General features: G+C 30.7%; 15 protein-coding genes. 3 read left to right on the top strand and 12 right to left on the bottom strand.

The annotated features are described in order from the left end of the window. Positions 1-63 precede the first annotated feature (63 nt). The 12 genes from ispG to dprA all read right to left on the bottom strand — a co-directional run bounded on the left by ispG (position 64) and on the right by dprA (position 13,582). Positions 64-1,113: a flavodoxin-dependent (E)-4-hydroxy-3-methylbut-2-enyl-diphosphate synthase gene (gene ispG, locus CKL_RS07015; RefSeq protein WP_012101814.1), complete on the bottom strand. Its 1,050-nt coding sequence runs from the start codon at positions 1,111-1,113 to the stop codon at positions 64-66. A gap of 39 nt (positions 1,114-1,152) precedes the next feature. Continuing rightward, positions 1,153-2,163, bottom strand: coding sequence for an RIP metalloprotease RseP (gene rseP, locus CKL_RS07010; RefSeq protein WP_012101813.1), 1,011 nt, complete (start codon positions 2,161-2,163; stop codon positions 1,153-1,155). 27 nt (positions 2,164-2,190) lie between these two features. Next, positions 2,191-3,348 carry a 1-deoxy-D-xylulose-5-phosphate reductoisomerase gene (locus CKL_RS07005; RefSeq protein WP_012101812.1) on the bottom strand — a complete coding sequence of 386 codons (1,158 nt, stop codon included), beginning with the start codon at positions 3,346-3,348 and terminating at the stop codon, positions 2,191-2,193. Between the two features lie 221 nt (positions 3,349-3,569). Next, positions 3,570-4,376: a phosphatidate cytidylyltransferase gene (locus tag CKL_RS07000; protein WP_012101811.1), complete on the bottom strand. Its 807-nt coding sequence runs from the start codon at positions 4,374-4,376 to the stop codon at positions 3,570-3,572. 215 nt (positions 4,377-4,591) lie between these two features. Next, positions 4,592-5,356 (bottom strand): isoprenyl transferase, encoded by a 765-nt coding sequence (locus tag CKL_RS06995; protein ID WP_012101810.1) that lies wholly within the window; start codon positions 5,354-5,356, stop codon positions 4,592-4,594. Positions 5,357-5,425: 69 nt separating this feature from the next. Further along, complete coding sequence (gene frr, locus CKL_RS06990) at positions 5,426-5,983, bottom strand: ribosome recycling factor (RefSeq protein WP_012101809.1); 558 nt, start codon at positions 5,981-5,983, stop codon at positions 5,426-5,428. A 20-nt stretch (positions 5,984-6,003) separates the two neighbouring features. Continuing rightward, positions 6,004-6,717: a UMP kinase gene (pyrH, locus tag CKL_RS06985; RefSeq protein WP_012101808.1), complete on the bottom strand. Its 714-nt coding sequence runs from the start codon at positions 6,715-6,717 to the stop codon at positions 6,004-6,006. A 98-nt stretch (positions 6,718-6,815) separates the two neighbouring features. After that, positions 6,816-7,736 (bottom strand): translation elongation factor Ts, encoded by a 921-nt coding sequence (gene tsf / locus CKL_RS06980; protein ID WP_012101807.1) that lies wholly within the window; start codon positions 7,734-7,736, stop codon positions 6,816-6,818. A gap of 221 nt (positions 7,737-7,957) precedes the next feature. After that, complete coding sequence (gene rpsB / locus CKL_RS06975; protein ID WP_012101806.1) at positions 7,958-8,662, bottom strand: 30S ribosomal protein S2; 705 nt, start codon at positions 8,660-8,662, stop codon at positions 7,958-7,960. Positions 8,663-9,017: 355 nt separating this feature from the next. Next, the gene (codY, locus tag CKL_RS06970) at positions 9,018-9,794 is read right to left on the bottom strand and encodes a GTP-sensing pleiotropic transcriptional regulator CodY (RefSeq protein WP_012101805.1); all 777 of its coding nucleotides are present in this window, start codon (positions 9,792-9,794) and stop codon (positions 9,018-9,020) included. Between the two features lie 327 nt (positions 9,795-10,121). After that, complete coding sequence (gene topA / locus CKL_RS06965) at positions 10,122-12,215, bottom strand: type I DNA topoisomerase (protein ID WP_012101804.1); 2,094 nt, start codon at positions 12,213-12,215, stop codon at positions 10,122-10,124. A 266-nt stretch (positions 12,216-12,481) separates the two neighbouring features. Continuing rightward, positions 12,482-13,582 carry a DNA-processing protein DprA gene (gene dprA / locus CKL_RS06960; protein WP_012101803.1) on the bottom strand — a complete coding sequence of 367 codons (1,101 nt, stop codon included), beginning with the start codon at positions 13,580-13,582 and terminating at the stop codon, positions 12,482-12,484. Between the two features lie 157 nt (positions 13,583-13,739). Here dprA and CKL_RS06955 point away from each other — a divergent pair, with 157 nt between their 5' ends. From CKL_RS06955 to CKL_RS06945, 3 genes are all read left to right on the top strand, one after another. Further along, positions 13,740-14,558, top strand: a complete 819-nt coding sequence (locus CKL_RS06955) for a TIM barrel protein (RefSeq protein ID WP_012101801.1) — start codon at positions 13,740-13,742, stop codon at positions 14,556-14,558. Between the two features lie 69 nt (positions 14,559-14,627). Beyond that, positions 14,628-16,145 carry a YifB family Mg chelatase-like AAA ATPase gene (locus CKL_RS06950; protein WP_012101800.1) on the top strand — a complete coding sequence of 506 codons (1,518 nt, stop codon included), beginning with the start codon at positions 14,628-14,630 and terminating at the stop codon, positions 16,143-16,145. 429 nt (positions 16,146-16,574) lie between these two features. After that, the gene (locus tag CKL_RS06945) at positions 16,575-16,943 is read left to right on the top strand and encodes a YraN family protein (protein ID WP_012101799.1); all 369 of its coding nucleotides are present in this window, start codon (positions 16,575-16,577) and stop codon (positions 16,941-16,943) included. Positions 16,944-16,958: the final 15 nt, after the last annotated feature.

The following is a 16,958-nucleotide window of genomic DNA, read 5'->3' as shown; positions in this document are numbered from 1 at the left end:
CTTCGGATAACTCCAAAAGATGGTATATGAGAGCGAATTTTTAAACAATACATATTTAAAAAATCAAATATTTTTCACTTCTTCTATAAGTGCATCCACTAAATTCTCCTCTTTCACCTTTCTCAATATTTTTCCTTTTTTAAATATAAGTCCTTCTCCCATGCCTCCTGCTATGCCAATATCTGCTTCCTTTGCTTCTCCTGGTCCGTTTACCACACATCCCATAACAGCTACTTTTATGTTTTTATCTACATTAGAAAGTTTTTTCTCTACTTCTTCAGCTATCTTAATCAAATCAATTTTTGTTCTCCCACAGGTAGGACAGGATATAAATTCTATTCCCTCTTTCAAATGTCCGCATGCTTTTAATATTTCTCTGCCCACTCTAACTTCTTCTACAGGATTTCCCGTAAGAGAAACTCTTATAGTATCTCCTATTCCCTCCATCAAAAGAGTTCCTATGCCTATACTGGATTTTATAGTACCCCTCCACAAAGTTCCTGCTTCTGTTACTCCAAGATGAAGTGGACAACCTACTACTTTAGATATTTGCCTGTAACTTTGTACCATGTCGTTTACATTTGAAGATTTTATAGATATAACTATATTATAAAATCCCATATCCTCTAATATGTTAACATGCTCTAGAGCACTTTCCACCAGTGCTTCAGCACATACCCTGCCATATTTATTTAAAATATCTTTTTTTAAGGAACCTGAATTAACCCCTATTCTAATTGGAACATTTCTCTCTTCTGCTGATTTTACCACCATCTTTACTTTATCTATATTCCCAATGTTTCCCGGATTTATTCTGAGAGCTGACACTCCATTTTCTATGGACTTAAGAGCCAGTTTATAATCAAAATGTATATCTGCCACTAGTGGTATAGACACTTCTTTTAAAATAGTTTTTAAAGCATCACATGCTTCCATATCCGGTACTGCACATCTTACTATATCACATCCTGCCTTCTCGAGCTTATGTATTTGTTCTATGGTAGCCTTTGTATTTTTTGTATCCGTATTAGTCATAGATTGCACGGCTATAGGAGCATTACCTCCTATAGCCACTTTTCCTACTCTTATTTCTCTAGTATTTGCCCTTTTCACCTTTTCACCTTCTTTAAAATATTAAAGTTTGGATAAAAACTAAAATTTTATAGGATAAAATATATCTTTTACAGTGACTAATACCATCAGAGCCATAAGTATAGCAAAACCCACATAGTTTATTATACCTACCTTGTTATCATCTACTTTCCTGCCTGTTACTATTTCAAATAAAAATAGCAATATATACCCTCCATCCAAAGCTGGAAATGGTATTATATTAAATATGGCAAGTTGTATACTTATGTAGGCTGAAAAGGCCAATAGACTCAATATACCTGCCTTTGCTGCTGCACCAGAAATTTTTATTATGGTCAAAGGTCCCCCTACATCATTCATGGATGCTTTTCCTTTAAACAATGTTTTAAAAAAACTAAATGTCTGTTTTATAAGTGACTTAGTTTCTATAACTCCATAAGACATGGATTGGGCCAGAGTAGGATTAGTTACCTGAGTACCTTCAATTCCCACAATATATCTATTTTCTTTTTCATCCTTTATGGGAGTTACATTTACTTGATTTGTTATTCCTTTACGTTCATAACTTATATTAATTGGATTTCCTGCAGTGGTATATATTTCTGTAACAAAATCCTCCCAGGTGGATATTTTTGAATCATTGACTTTAGTTATTTTATCTCCAGACTTAATTCCTGCCATAGCTGCCGGCCCATTAGAGATGGTTTTACTTACTACAGGAGAGAGATATCCTCTAGCAGAAGCTATAATAGAAAATAATATTATCCCCAATATAAAGTTCATTATAGGTCCTGCTGCTACAATACTAAGTTTTCTAACAGCACTTTTATTATTAAAGGCCCTTGGATCATCACTTTTTCCTTCATCACCAAGCATTTTAACATAACCTCCAATAGGAAGAAGTTTTATAAGATACTCAGTTTCTTTTCCCTTTATTCCAAAAAGCTTAGGTCCCATACCTATGGAAAACTCCTCTACCTTTACACCATTTAATTTTGCTAATATAAAATGTCCTAGTTCATGAATTATAATTAACACGCCAAAGGCTATTATAGCTAATATTATATACAAGTGATATTCCTCCTAATCATATTTCTTCTATTTACTAAATTTATCTTTTACATATTTCTTCACTTTTATTTCTATATGGAGTAAATCTTCTATAGTGTATGTATTAGAACAGGTAAATTTATTCATACACTCCTCCAATATATAACTTATATCTAAAAACTTAATCTTATTAAAAAGAAACAGTTCCACAGCTGCTTCATTGGCACAATTTAATATAGCTGGCATTGTACCTCCAATTTTTCCTGCATCATAGGCTAATTTAAGTGGCTTAAAGGTATCTATATCAGGTTTTTCAAAACTTAAATTTTTCATATTATAAAAATCAAGCCTATTTACTAAAGCTTCTCTTCTTTTAGCATAATTTAATGCATACTGTATTGGAAGTCTCATATCTGTACTGGAAAGTTGTGCCATAATACTTCCATCATTATATTCTACCATAGAGTGAACTATACTTTCAGGATGAATTACTACTTTTATTTTTTCATAAGGCATATCAAAAAGAAAATGCGCCTCTATAACTTCCAATCCTTTATTCATAAGAGTAGCAGAATCTATAGTAAGTTTTTTACCCATTCTCCAACTGGGATGATTTAATGCTTCTTTTACAGTAACATTAAAAAGTTGTTCTCTAGTCCTACCTCTAAAGGGTCCCCCGGAAGCAGTAAGATACAGCTTCTCTATATCCTGAAAATTATTCCCCTTAATACATTGAAAAATAGCACTATGCTCAGAATCCACAGGAAATATCTTTACTTTATTTTTTTTTGCTAATTTCGTAACTAACTCTCCTCCCACTACCAGTGTTTCCTTATTAGCTAATGCTATATCTTTACCTGATTCTATGGCCTTTATGGTAGGAACCAGTCCCACCATTCCAACTACAGAAGTAAGTACCATGTCAATATCTGGCAAAGCGACTATGGTATTTAACCCATCTATTCCAAATAATATTTTGGTATCTAAATTTTTATTACTACAATGATCCTTAAATTTTAAGTAAGCATTTCTTTCAGTTAATACCGCATAGGAAGGATTAAATTCATCTACTATATCTAAAAGTTTGTTTACACTACTATGTGAAGATACTGCTACAAGTTTAAAGTTCTCCTCATCCTTTCTCAATATGTCTAAAGCCTGAGTGCCTATAGAGCCGGTAACACCCAGTATAGAAATTTTTTTCATTGTAACAACTCCTTATTCTAAATACAACTACAAACCAAACATAATTTTAATATGATTAACTATACCATATTTATGTTATAAAATAAATAACCTTATCATTTACATATAATTTACAATATTTTATTATATTTTTAAAATAATGTGGGTTTACAAGCATAATAATTTAAAGACAAAAATGGAGATCTTCCATCTATATGGAAAATCTCCCTAAATAACAAATTTTAATATACATAAATAGCTGCAACAAACACTAGGTAATAGTATACTACAACTCCGGAAAAAAGTATGCTGTCAAATCTGTCTAAAATACCCCCATGCCCCGGTATTAAATTACCATAATCTTTCACCTTTGTATACCTTTTTATGGAAGAAGCAGCCAAGTCTCCGAATTGACAAAATACACCACTTAATATACCTAATATTATATAGTGATATAGAGGCATAGGTATTCCCATTATAATGGCAAAGCTCCCAAATAAACTACATGCTATGGCACTTCCAATAACTCCTCCAATAGCCCCTTCCACAGTTTTTTTAGGACTTACCTTAGGACAGAGCTTTTTTTTTCCAAAAAACTTGCCTGTATAATAAGCACAAGTATCACAGCACCATGCAGATATAACTATAAGCCATACCATATAATTCCCATATAACCCCTTATTTACCAAAGTTATCATACTGAAAAATAAGGCTATATATAAAAATCCAAATAAAGTGACAACTATATCCAAAAAATTATATTCTATATCTACAACCAGAATACATAAGAGCATAAAAATAGACACTATAATAGTAAAAAATAAAAATTTATAATTCACTTCTGTCTTTAAACTTATATAATAAATTATACATAGTAGATATCCTACTATATTTATTGGATTTAAATGCTTAGTTTTTGTTACTTTGTAAAATTCATACATTCCTACAAGAGAAATTATCATAATACCATATTTTAAATAAATACCACCTAAAAATAATATAAGAACAAAAGGTATTAATGTAACAGCTCCCAAATATCTATTATTCACTACTCCACCTCCATAATAAGGTATATAAAAATATCAACAGTCAAAAAACTATCAAGTGATTCAGAGGTTCAGATGAAGTTTGCTTATAAAAGAAATACTTTTCTTCATCTGAACTCCAGAACAACTTATCCAGGGGCATGGCAGTATTCATCCTTCACTTCTAAAAAGTTGGGAGTGTCAGCTAACTTTAGCCTTTGGATAAATATATTTTACTATTATACAGTTCCAAATCTTCTATCCCTATTTTGATAATCCAAAATGGCTTTATGAAGGTGCCAAACTTTAAAGTCCGGCCAATTTATATCAGAATACCAAAATTCAGAATATGCACACTGCCATAAAAGAAAATTACTTAAACGTTGTTCTCCGCTGGGTCTTATTATCAAATCAGGATCGGGCATATTTTTTGTATACAAATACCCAGATAAAGTATCTTCAGTTATATTATCTTTACTGATTTTTCCTGACTTTATATCCTCATACATAAGTTTAAATGCTCTAACTATTTCATCTCTTCCGCCATAGTTTAGTGCCAGATTTAAATTTAATCCTGTATTGTTTTTTGTATTTTTATTAGATGTAATCAACTCTTTTTCACACAAAGAAGGTAACTTATGTATATTACCTATATAATTTATTACAACATTATTGTCATTTAACTCTTTAAATTCTCTTCTTAAATATTCCACTAAGAGATTCATAAGGGAACTAACTTCTTCTTTAGGTCTTTTCCAATTTTCTGTGGAAAAAGCATATAGAGTTAAATACTTAACTTTTAGATTACTACATTCTTTTACAATCTCCCTTATGGCCTCCACTCCTGCTTTATGTCCCATAACTCTTGGAAGATTTCTTTTCTTGGCCCATCTTCCATTTCCATCCATTATAATAGCTATATGTGATGGAATATTATTTAAATCAATATGTACCTTTTCATCTTCATTTTTTTTACTCTTATGAGAATTAAAGAACTTTAACATGAATATATCTCCATTCATTAAAATTTATATTTAATAAAAACCTGCAAATTGGCAGGTTTTAAAATCTAATTATAATGACATAATCTCCTTTTCTTTCTTTTCAAGTATTGCATCTATATTCTTTATAAAAATGTCAGTTTTTTTCTGTATTTGTTCCTCACCTTTTTTAATTTCGTCCTCGGAAATATCATTTTTCTTTTTTAAAGCTTTAAATTTATCGTTACATTCTCTTCTTATTCCCCTTATAGCCACTTTTGAATCTTCGCCGGTTTTTTTTATGTTCTTAACTATATTTTTTCTCGTTTCCTCTGTAAGCTCAGGTATTATAAGTCTTATTATCTCTCCATCATTTGATGGATTTATACCAAGGTCAGATTTCAATATTGCTTTTTCTATAGATTTCAGTGCACTTTTATCCCATGGTTGTATGGCAAGTATTCTAGCCTCAGGAATAGATATGCCTGCTAATTGACTTATAGGTGTCATTGCACCATAATACTCCACTTCTATTTTATCTAATATGGCAGGATTAGCTCTTCCTGCTTTCATAGAAGCTAGTTCTTTTACTAAAACATCTACAGTCTTATTCATCTTTTCATCTGCCTTATTTAAAATATCCTTAATCATAAAAAAATACCTCCTTATTTCTATTCTTTACAAACAAGTGTACCAATTTTTTCCCCAAGAACAATTTTACTTATGTTCTCCGGTTTATCAAGCCCAAACACTAAAATAGGTATGTCGTTATCCATACAAAGCGATGTAGCTGTAGAATCCATAACCTGAAGTCCCTTTTCAAGTACTTCAATATAAGTTAATTTGTCAAATTTTTTAGCATCACTATATTTATAAGGGTCCTTATCGTAAACACCATCTACTTTTTTGGCAAGCAATATAATTTCTGCTTCTATTTCCGCTGCCCTGAGAGATGCAGTGGTATCCGTGGAAAAATAAGGGTTTCCTGTACCTGCTGCAAATATTACTACCCTGTTCTTTTCCAGATGTCTCATAGCTCTTCTTCTTATAAAGGGTTCTGCCACTTCTTTCATTTCAATGGCCGTCTGTACTCTTGTGTTTATTCCCAGATCTTCAAGTGAATCCTGAAGTGCCAAAGCATTTATACATGTAGCAAGCATTCCCATATAATCTGCTGTGGTCCTATCCATTCCCTTGCCGCTTCTTCCTCTCCATATATTTCCTCCACCAACTACAATTCCTACTGACACTCCCATTGATATCAACTTCTTTATTTCAGTGGCTATACTTTTTGTTATATCGAAATCTATTCCATATCCAACATCCCCTGAAAGAGCTTCTCCTGAAAGTTTCAGCATTACTCTCTTGTATATAGGATTACACATTATATTATACCTCCAAACTATAGTAAAGTGAAACCACAATAAAAAAATATTTTTTAGCACCCCAAAAAAGAGAACACGCAGTGTCCTCTTTTAAGTTACTATTTACCCTCTATCTGCTTTCTAACCTCTTCAGCAAAATCTTCCTCTTTTTTCTCTATACCTTCACCTTTTTCAAATCTTATGAAATTAGATATTTTTATAGGTGCTCCCACTTCTTTTGACTTGCTCTTTAAATATTTGTCAATAGTTAAATCAGAGTCTTTTACCCATAGTTGTTCAATTAAACAATTCTCTTTATAATATTTTTGAACTCTACCAATAACTATTTTTTCAGCAATTTTTTCAGGCTTACCTTCATTTAATGCTTGAACTTTAAATATTTCTTTTTCTTTATCCAAAGTAGCACTGTCTACTGTATCCTTACTTAAAAACAGCGGATTAGTTGCAGCAACCTGCATAGCTACATCTTTTGCAACTTCTTTTAAAATTTCACTTTCTTTTTCACATTCAAGTTTAACAAGAACTCCTATTCTTCCGCCGCCATGTATATAACTTTCAATTAAACCCTTTGAAACAGCCAATCTCTCAAATCTTCTTATTGCCATATTTTCTCCAAGTTTTGAAATTAAATTTACTAATGTTTCGCTTACAGTTTTACTATCATCTGATATATACTTTTCCTCACTTAATTCCTCTACTGTAGTAGACTCAGATAAAGAAATCTGTTTTGCTAAATTATCTACAAAATTTACGAAATCTGCATTTACCGCTACAAAATCTGTTTCACAATTTACTTCTACTATGGAAGCAACCTTCCCATCTTCTGAAATATACGTCTTAACTAATCCCTCAGAAGCTATTCTGCCAGATTTTTTAGCTGCAGCTGCCAATCCTTTTTCTCTTAATATTTCAATAGCCTTCTCTGAATCTCCGCCTGCTTCATTTAAAGCTTTCTTGCAGTCCATCATCCCTGCTCCAGTTCTTTCTCTAAGTTCCTTTACCATCTGTGCAGTTATCATAAATATATCCGTCATGTAATGTAAGACTTTTAAAAATCTTACATTTACTTCCCTGTTCATAGTATTTTAAAGCTGTGCTTTCTATTGGTCCCGTACTCCCAGGGCTTAAATTCGGATGCATAACACCCTACCTGGCAATTATAAAAATTACCAACAACGGCTTTTCAACTCCTCTCCTAACTTGTATTTGACCCTAATATATAATGCTTCTATAAGTTAAACTACTCCTCAGCTAATTGTTCACCTTGTCTTCCTTCAATTACTGCATCTGCCACTTTAGATGTAATTAATTTTACTGCCCTTATTGCATCATCATTGCCAGGTATAACATAATCAACTTCATCCGGATCACAGTTTGTATCTACTATAGCAACTACTGGAATGCCCAAAATTTTAGCTTCTGAAATAGCATTTTTTTCCTTTCTTGGATCAACTACGAATAATGCACCTACATTTTCTGCATTCATAGCCTTGATTCCACCTAAATTTCTTTCCAACTTTTGTTTTTCATTTCTTAACTTTATAACTTCTTTTTTTGAAAGAACTTCAAACGTTCCATCTTCTTCCATTTTTTCTAATTCTTCTAACTTCCCGATTCTATTCCTTATAGTTAAGAAATTGGTAAGCATACCTCCAAGCCATCTATTATTCACATAATGCATATTGCTTCTCTTAGCCTCTTCTTTAATAGCTTCCTGTGCCTGCTTCTTGGTACCTATAAATAATATGTCCTTTCCCTCAGATGCAATTTTCTTCACAAATTCATAAGCTTCTTCAATTTTTCTTACTGTCTTTTGTAAATCTATTATATAGATTCCATTTCTTTCAGTAAAAATGTATGAAGCCATTTTAGGATTCCATCTTCTAGTCTGATGACCAAAATGAACACCAGATTCTAATAATTGTTTCATTGAAATAATTGACATTATATTTCCCTCCTAGGTTTTTCCTCCATTATCTTCATATTTATAAATCAACCCACAGGGCACCTACTTATAAATTGGATAATGTGTGTATTTTAATACCTTATGTAGTATACCACATGGTATACATCTATTCAATAAAAATTACAATATTTAACCACGATAAAATTATTTTATCCGAATACGGCAATTAACCGATACTTCCATATTGTTTAAAGTGGAACATAAGCAGGTCTATACGCCTGGATAATTTCTTCCCCTAAAGATAGTATTCTAAGTGCTAAAGATACTAAGAATACTGTTAATAAGATTCAGAGAGCAACATTTCTCATAGGCAAACTTTCCCCAGACCCCTGAATCACTTGATCTTTTTCAATTCATCTAACAATTTATCATTTAATATTTTGATATGAGTTCCCTTCATTCCAAGGGATCTAGATTCTATTACCCCTGCACTCTCAAACTTTCTAAGTGCATTAACTATTACAGATCTGGTTATTCCAACCTTATCTGCTATTTTAGATGCTACAAGCAATCCTTCTTTTCCATCTAACTCATTAAATATATGTTCTACAGCTTCTAACTCAGAATAAGATAATGTTCCAATTGCCAGTTGGACTACAGCTTTTTTTCTAGCTTCTTCTTCAATCTCATCATTTTTAGACTTTAATATTTCAAGACCTACTATGGTCGCACTATACTCTCCCAGAACTAAATCTTCATCTGTAAACTTTTCTCCGAAACTAGCAAGTAATAGAGTACCTAATCTTTCCCTATTCCCTATTATAGGAACTATAGTTGTAACCTTATCCTCCAAATCACAAGGAGTTCCATCTTCAAAAACACAAATTCCATGATTTGATAAGTTCGGAAGGGTTTCATGAGCATTTAACAATTTATTATTGTACTGTTCTGGAAATCTCATTTCACTTATTATCTTATTCTTTACTGTACTACATTCAAAACCATCTGGAAAATTATACCCTAATACTTTTCCTTTCCTGCTTATAACATAGACATTACAGCCTAAAACTTCACTCAATATTTTACATATATCGTCAAAAACTACCGGTTCTACCCCTGATTTTTGTAATATCTTATTGAGTTTTCTTGTTTTATCTAATAATGTTGACATTTATATCCTCCTTATTGCCACTAGAATTTATTTAATATACCTAAATGATTAATCAATTAAAACCTTACTTAAAAATATTTAAAAAATGTATATTTTGTTAATACTGATAAAAAGAATTTTTTAAACCATAGTGCTAATAATTTTGACTTTTTAAAATATTTAGAATTATATTTTATCCATTAATTATGATAACATAATAATTATTATAATTCAACTATGATTTATTGACATATACCGGTTAGAAGTTTAAAAACCCTGGAAAATTATTTAAACATTCACCAAGGTTTTTACATAATTTTTATAAGGAACACTTTTTTATAAAATATATTATTTATTATCTTCTAATTCTTTGTAATCTTTGTGTTTACATTCTGAATTAGAACACTCTAAATAATTTCCTTTTGCTTTACTATATTTCTTAACCATATAACTGTGACACAAAGGACACTGCTCATTTGTGGGTTCCAGCCAACTTACAAAATCACAATCCGGATAAGAACTACATCCATAAAATTTTCTACCTTTTCTGCTTTTCTTTACTAAAATCTTCTCTCCACATTTAGGACACTTAACATCCAGTTCTTCTACTATAGGTTTTGTATTTTTACACTCCGGATAACCTGGACATGCTAGGAAATCTCCAAATCTCCCATGCTTTATAACCATATTTCTTCCACATTTGTCACACTTTATATCCGTAACTTTATCTTCTATGGTAATTCTTGCAACTTCTTTTTCTGCTATCTCAATAGCTTTTTTTAAAGGTTCATAAAATTTCCCTACTACTTTAGTCCAGTTATCCTTTCCTTCTTCAATATTATCTAGTTTAGATTCTATTTCAGCAGTAAATTCCACATCTACTACCTGTTTAAAATATTCACTAACTATATTATTTACTATATCTCCAAGTTCTGTTGGAATCAGAGTCTTCTTTTCCCTTTGTATATATTTTCTATCTAGAAGAGTAGATAAAATAGGAGCATAGGTGCTAGGTCTACCTATACCATTTTCTTCAAGAGTTTTTACCAAGGATGCTTCTGAAAATCTAGCCGGCGGCTGTGTAAAATGTTGTTTTCCATCTATGGATTTTTTTAATAGAAGTTCTCCTTCTTCTAATTTTGGTAGGACTATATCTAATTTTTCTTCCTCTGTTACATACTGATATACTTTCATAAACCCGTAAAAACTTATCTTAGAACCTCCAACTCTTAATCCATAATTATTATTAACTATATCTATAGATGTAACATCAATTTTTGCAGAAGCCATTTGGCTGGCCACAAATCTGTCCCATATCAATTTATATACCTTATACTGATCTGGTTTTAAATCTGCCTTGGCTTTATCTGGTGTTATCTCTATATTAGTAGGTCTTATGGCCTCATGAGCATCCTGTATATTTTTTTTACTTTTAAAATTCCTAGGCTTGGATTCAACATATTCCTTTCCAAACTGATTTACTATAAAATCTCTACAGACTTGTTGGGCTTCTTTAGAAATTCTTACAGAATCAGTTCTCATATAAGTTATAAGCCCTATAGTTCCATGGCCTTTTATGTCCACTCCTTCATAAAGCTGTTGTGCTATGGACATAGTTCTCTTTGTGGAAAAATTCAATTTTTTATATGCATCTTGCTGAAGAGTACTTGTAATAAATGGAGGAAGAGGATTTTTATTTTTAGAAGTATTTTTAATGGATTTTACAATGAAGTCCCCACTTTCCAGCTCCTTAATGATCTTATCCACTTCATCTTTATTAGAAATTTCAATCTTTTTTTTATTTAAAGTAGTAAGTCTTACATTAAAACATTTGCTTTCGTCCTTCTTATGAAGCATACATTCTATAGTCCAATATTCTTCAGGTGCAAAACTTAGTATCTTCTTTTCTCTCTCACATATCAACTTAAGTGCTACAGATTGTACTCTACCTGCACTTAATCCCCATTTAACTTTTCTCCAGAGTATTGGACTTATTTTATATCCCACTAATCTATCCAATATTCTTCTAGCCTGTTGAGCATTAACCAAATTTATATTTATTTCTCTTGCAGATTTTATAGAATTTTTTACAGCATTTTTAGTAATCTCATGAAATTCTATTCTACACTTTTCATTCTCATCTAACTTCAGAACATGAGATAAGTGCCATGAAATAGCCTCTCCCTCTCTATCTGGGTCTGTAGCTAAATATATTTTTTCACTCTTTTTTGCCTGTTTTCTGAGTTTATCTAATATTTCTCCTTTTCCTCTTATAGTTATATATTTAGGATTATACTCATTATCTATATCAACTCCCAATTGACTCTTGGGAAGATCTCTAACATGGCCCATTGAAGCTTCTACTACATAATTCTTGCCTAAATATTTTCCTATGGTCTTAGCTTTTGCCGGTGATTCAACTATAACTAATTTTTGTCCCATTTTATGCTCTGGTTATCGTAAAAATCTAATCCAGAGTACTGCACCCCCTTATTTTACCCATTAATATTTATCCTAAGGCTGCAATTAACTAACACCCCCAGTTTCCTCAAAATGTGGAATGGGCACTGCTATGCCTTTAGATAAGTGTTTCTAAGGGCCAGATGGAAAAAAGCATTTCTTAATGAGCAAACTCCACCTAAACCTCTGAATCACTTTATAGTCTCTTTAATTAACTAAATATTATTCTTCATTTAAATAAATATACCTTAATCCATAATACTTTTACTACTTTCAATTTTTACATAATAGTTACCAGAAAGACATATTATTTTATTTTTTAACTGCAATTCAAATAATAACTCATATAATTGTTTTATGTCAATATTAGTAATCCTACATATTTCATCTATATTCCTAGGAATTTGTCCTATAATTTTAAGTATTTTTTCCTCTTTATCATTTAATATATCCTCTTTTTTATAATTTTTATTCATATAAGACAGCGATAATAATTGAAATAAATCCTGCAGACATGTAAACACATGAGCTCCATCTCTTATAAGCTTATTTGTTCCCCTACTTTTAGAGGAAAATACAGAACCCGGTACCGCCATCACATCCTTACCCTGTTCTAATGCACAGCCGGCCGTTATTAAAGCTCCGCTTTTGTCTCCTGCCTCCACAATGATTATAACATCACTAAGCCCACTTATAATTCTATTTCTTAAAGGAAAATTATAAGCATAGGGTCTTGTTTTAGGGATAAATTCAGACAATACACAACCCTTCTGTAAAATATCTTCATATAATTTTTTATTTTTCGAAGGATATATTACATCTACTCCTGATCCAAGTACTCCACAGGTATATCCTCCACTTTCTATGGAAGTTCTATGAGCACAGCTGTCAATTCCTCTTGCCATACCACTTATTACATTGATATTATTTATAGAGACTTCTTTGCTTATTAATGAGGTTATATTCTCTCCATAAAAACTACAATCCCTAGCACCCACCAATGCAACATTTAAATTGTTATTTAAATTCTTAATATTCCCTTTATAAAATAAAACTGGTGGAGAATCATCATAATTTTTTAACCTTTCTGGGTAATCTTCTTCATAAAAATTTACAGTTTTAATACCTTCCTTAAGACAATATTCCATTAGATTTTGTAATTTTTCCGTATTCCATGCTTTTTTTAATTCCATATATATTTTGTCATTTTTCTTAACAGAATATATATAATTATTATCATAAATATTTTTCTCATATATTTCCTGTATATTAGAAAACCTATTTATAATATTGATTTTTATTTTATTAGACATCCGCACAGAAGCAAACCACAGATCATATATATTCATATATTATTCACATCCTCCATGTATAATTATGTAAAAATTATGCTCACAATTCAAATATTTTATTCTTAAATAATAAAATATCAGCTTAAGTTTACACAGGAAGTTTTTATATGTTATATTAACTATTAAATAACAAATTTTATTGAGGAGATTAAATATGAATAAATTATTATTTGGAATATCAGGACTTCCTCTTGGAGATGGTAACACTAAGTTCAATTATTCCTCTGCCATAGATTATCTGGCTTCCTTGGGCCTTGATGCCATGGAACTGCCTTTTGTTCGTTCTATAAATGTAACGGATAAAAATAAAGATTCCATATTAAATAAAAAAATAGAGCATAATTTTTATCTCTCAGCTCACGGGTCATATTTCATAAATTTAAATGCGGATGAGGAAAAAAAACAGCTGAAATCGCTAGAAAGAATTATAAAAGGTGCTTCTGCACTATCTAAAATTCAAGGAAGAAGCTTGGTATTTCACCCTGGATTTTATTTAAAAGATTCTAAAGAAGATACTTATGATACCATAAAAGAAAATTTACTTAAACTTCCCCATGAAAATGTAGACTATCGTCTGGAAACCACCGGTAAAGGCAGCCAATTTGGAAGTTTAGAAGAATTAGTTTTTCTATGCCTAGAAGTACCTTCCTGTAAACTTTGCATAGATTTTGCCCATATTCATGCTAGATATAATGGTGCATTAAAAAATTATGATGATTTTAAACAGATTCTCCAATATGTAGAAGAAAAACTTGGACAGGAAGCTTTAAATGATATGCATATACATATATCTGGTATTCGTTATAGTGAAAAAGGGGAGAGGAATCATCTACCATTTCTTGAAAGTGATTTCAATTATGTAGAATGTTTAAGAAGTCTAAAAAAATTCGAAGCAAAAGGATGTATAATCTGTGAAAGCCCTATGCTTGAAAAGGACGCTTTGATGCTAAAAAACACATATGAAAAATTATAATATTTTTTATATCTAGAAGATTAAAATGGTAAGTTATTGTCAAGAATTAGCCAGAGGTGATAACATAAAATGGCTATTAAAATAAATACAGCTTCTTTTTTAGGTATAGAGGGAAATATTATATCAGTTGAAGTAGATGTAAAAAGGGGATTTCCATCTTTTAATATAGTGGGTCTTGCAGATACTTCAGTAAAAGAATCCAAAGAAAGGGTAAGGACCTCTATTATAAATTCTGGATTTGAATTTCCTGTAAAAAAGATAACAGTTAATCTAGCTCCTGCAGACATAAAAAAAGTAGGTTCTCTATTTGATTTACCTATAGCCCTTGGAATATTAATTGCCACAAATCAAATAGATTTTCATGATTCACAAAAATTTTTAATAATGGGGGAGCTCTCCCTATGCGGAGACTTGAATAAGATAAGAGGGGTACTTCCAATAACAATGGAAGGTATAAAAAATAATATAATAAATTTTATAGTTCCTATAAATAATGCAGAAGAATGTTCTTCAATAAAAGGGAGTAATTGTTATGCCTTTAGAAATCTAAAGGAAGTAGTCTATTTTATAGAAAACAGAGAGCTGCTTCCCTATAACTATAAAAAAATACATTCTAAAAAACAATTTTTACCTGATTTCTCAGATGTATTAGGACAGGAAAGTTGTAAACGGGCTATGGAAATTGCCGCTGCTGGAAATCACAATATACTTATCTCAGGTGCTCCTGGATCAGGAAAGACCATGCTGGCTAAAAGAATGCCTTCCATATTACCTGATCTAAGCTATAAGGAGGCCTTAGAAGTTACTAAAATATATAGTGTAAGTGGAAATTTACCACAAAAAGAAGGGTTGCTTAAAACTCCTCCCTTTAGGAGTCCTCATCACACAAGCACTCCTGTTTCTCTAGTAGGAGGAGGAAAAAATCTAATGCCTGGTGAAATATCTCTAGCCCACAATGGAATACTGTTTTTAGATGAAATATTAGAATTTAAAAAAAATGTATTGGAAGCTTTAAGACAGCCCTTAGAAGATAAGAAAATAACCATAAGCAGATCTTCTGGTACCGTTACTTTTCCATGCAATTTCATAACTATTTTAGCCACTAATCTATGTCCCTGCGGAAATTTTTCTTCCAATAGGCCTTGTACTTGTACTGAACATGAGAAAAAAAGATACATATCAAAATTATCTAGACCTTTTTTAGATAGAATAGATCTATTTACATATGTAAATCCCATTGATTTTAAGTATATTGAAAATTATTCTAAAGGAGAAAGTTCCATAAATATAAAAAAAAGGGTAGAAAATGCCCGAGATATCCAAAAAGAAAGATTTAAAAAAGAAAATATATACTATAATTCAGATATGAACATCTCACTTATAAGAAAATACTGTAAACTTAATAAAAAATCCATAGAGTTGATAAAAAAAATTTATATCAAATATAATTTAACCACTAGAGCTTATAGTAAAATACTAAAAATATCTAGAACCATAGCTGATTTAAATGATTGTGAACAAATAAAGGAAATTCATATAAAAGAAGCCCTATACTATAGAAAATTTATAAATAATGATTTTTTATAAGTAAAATCCACTAAAGCTTATAGAAATTTCTGAAAAAATCTTTATTTTATTTTACAATAACTGTATAATAACAATAACTGTATAATATATGTAATAAAAGTTATTTAATACAAATTTTATAGAAATAGGGTGGTTTTATGTATTTTACATTTGTAATCCTAGGGTTAATATTCGGAATTGTATTGTTTCTAATTGGAATAAGAACTAATAACATGGATATTATAAGCATTGGAAGCGTAATTTCTATATTTTTCTTATTAATTTGCATAAATATATACATACCTAATCTAATACATAATTTAAATTCTAGTGCAATTAGAATCAAATGATTTAGAAGTTTACCGAATAAAAAATAATAGGGGAATAATGCAAATTTTTATTACAAATGATATAATAATAAAAAAGGTTGGAAATGAAAGGGGAAAATTTATGCATTCTTTTAACAAGGATATAGGTTCCCTGGGCGAAGATATTGCTAAAAATTATTTAAATCAAATAGGATATACTGTACTTGAAAGAAACTTCCGATGTAAAGTAGGTGAAATAGACATTATAGGAAAAGATGGTGATTATATTTGCTTTATAGAAGTTAAGTCTCGCTATGGAAAATTATATGGAAACCCCTGTGAATCTGTAAATTATCCTAAACGCCTTAAAATCTACAAAGCAGCTAATATATATATGCTGAGAAAGAAATTATTTAAATTTAATTTCAGATTTGACGTAATAGAAATTATATTTAATACTTATAATGATGTTCCATCTATAAAACTTATTAAAGATGCTTTTCAAATATAACTTTATATGTTTTAT

It is taken from the genome of Clostridium kluyveri DSM 555 (genome assembly GCF_000016505.1).
In the GTDB taxonomy this organism is placed as follows: domain Bacteria; phylum Bacillota; class Clostridia; order Clostridiales; family Clostridiaceae; genus Clostridium_B; species Clostridium_B kluyveri.
This window is presented reverse-complemented; position numbering and strand designations above follow the sequence as displayed.

What these genes read in the sequence shown, in the direction of transcription:
- CKL_RS07005 (WP_012101812.1), bottom strand. Translation starts at nt 3,348, where the DNA reads ATGAAAAAAATTTCTATACTGGGTGTTACCGGCTCTATAGGCACTCAG.
- CKL_RS06995 (WP_012101810.1), bottom strand. Translation starts at nt 5,356, where the DNA reads ATGTTAAAGTTCTTTAATTCTCATAAGAGTAAAAAAAATGAAGATGAA.
- frr (WP_012101809.1), bottom strand. Translation starts at nt 5,983, where the DNA reads ATGATTAAGGATATTTTAAATAAGGCAGATGAAAAGATGAATAAGACT.
- pyrH (WP_012101808.1), bottom strand. Translation starts at nt 6,717, where the DNA reads ATGTGTAATCCTATATACAAGAGAGTAATGCTGAAACTTTCAGGAGAA.
- tsf (WP_012101807.1), bottom strand. Translation starts at nt 7,736, where the DNA reads ATGATAACTGCACAGATGGTAAAGGAACTTAGAGAAAGAACTGGAGCA.
- rpsB (WP_012101806.1), bottom strand. Translation starts at nt 8,662, where the DNA reads ATGTCAATTATTTCAATGAAACAATTATTAGAATCTGGTGTTCATTTT.
- codY (WP_012101805.1), bottom strand. Translation starts at nt 9,794, where the DNA reads ATGTCAACATTATTAGATAAAACAAGAAAACTCAATAAGATATTACAA.
- topA (WP_012101804.1), bottom strand. Translation starts at nt 12,215, where the DNA reads ATGGGACAAAAATTAGTTATAGTTGAATCACCGGCAAAAGCTAAGACC.
- dprA (WP_012101803.1), bottom strand. Translation starts at nt 13,582, where the DNA reads ATGAATATATATGATCTGTGGTTTGCTTCTGTGCGGATGTCTAATAAA.
- CKL_RS06955 (WP_012101801.1), top strand. Translation starts at nt 13,740, where the DNA reads ATGAATAAATTATTATTTGGAATATCAGGACTTCCTCTTGGAGATGGT.
- CKL_RS06950 (WP_012101800.1), top strand. Translation starts at nt 14,628, where the DNA reads ATGGCTATTAAAATAAATACAGCTTCTTTTTTAGGTATAGAGGGAAAT.
- CKL_RS06945 (WP_012101799.1), top strand. Translation starts at nt 16,575, where the DNA reads ATGCATTCTTTTAACAAGGATATAGGTTCCCTGGGCGAAGATATTGCT.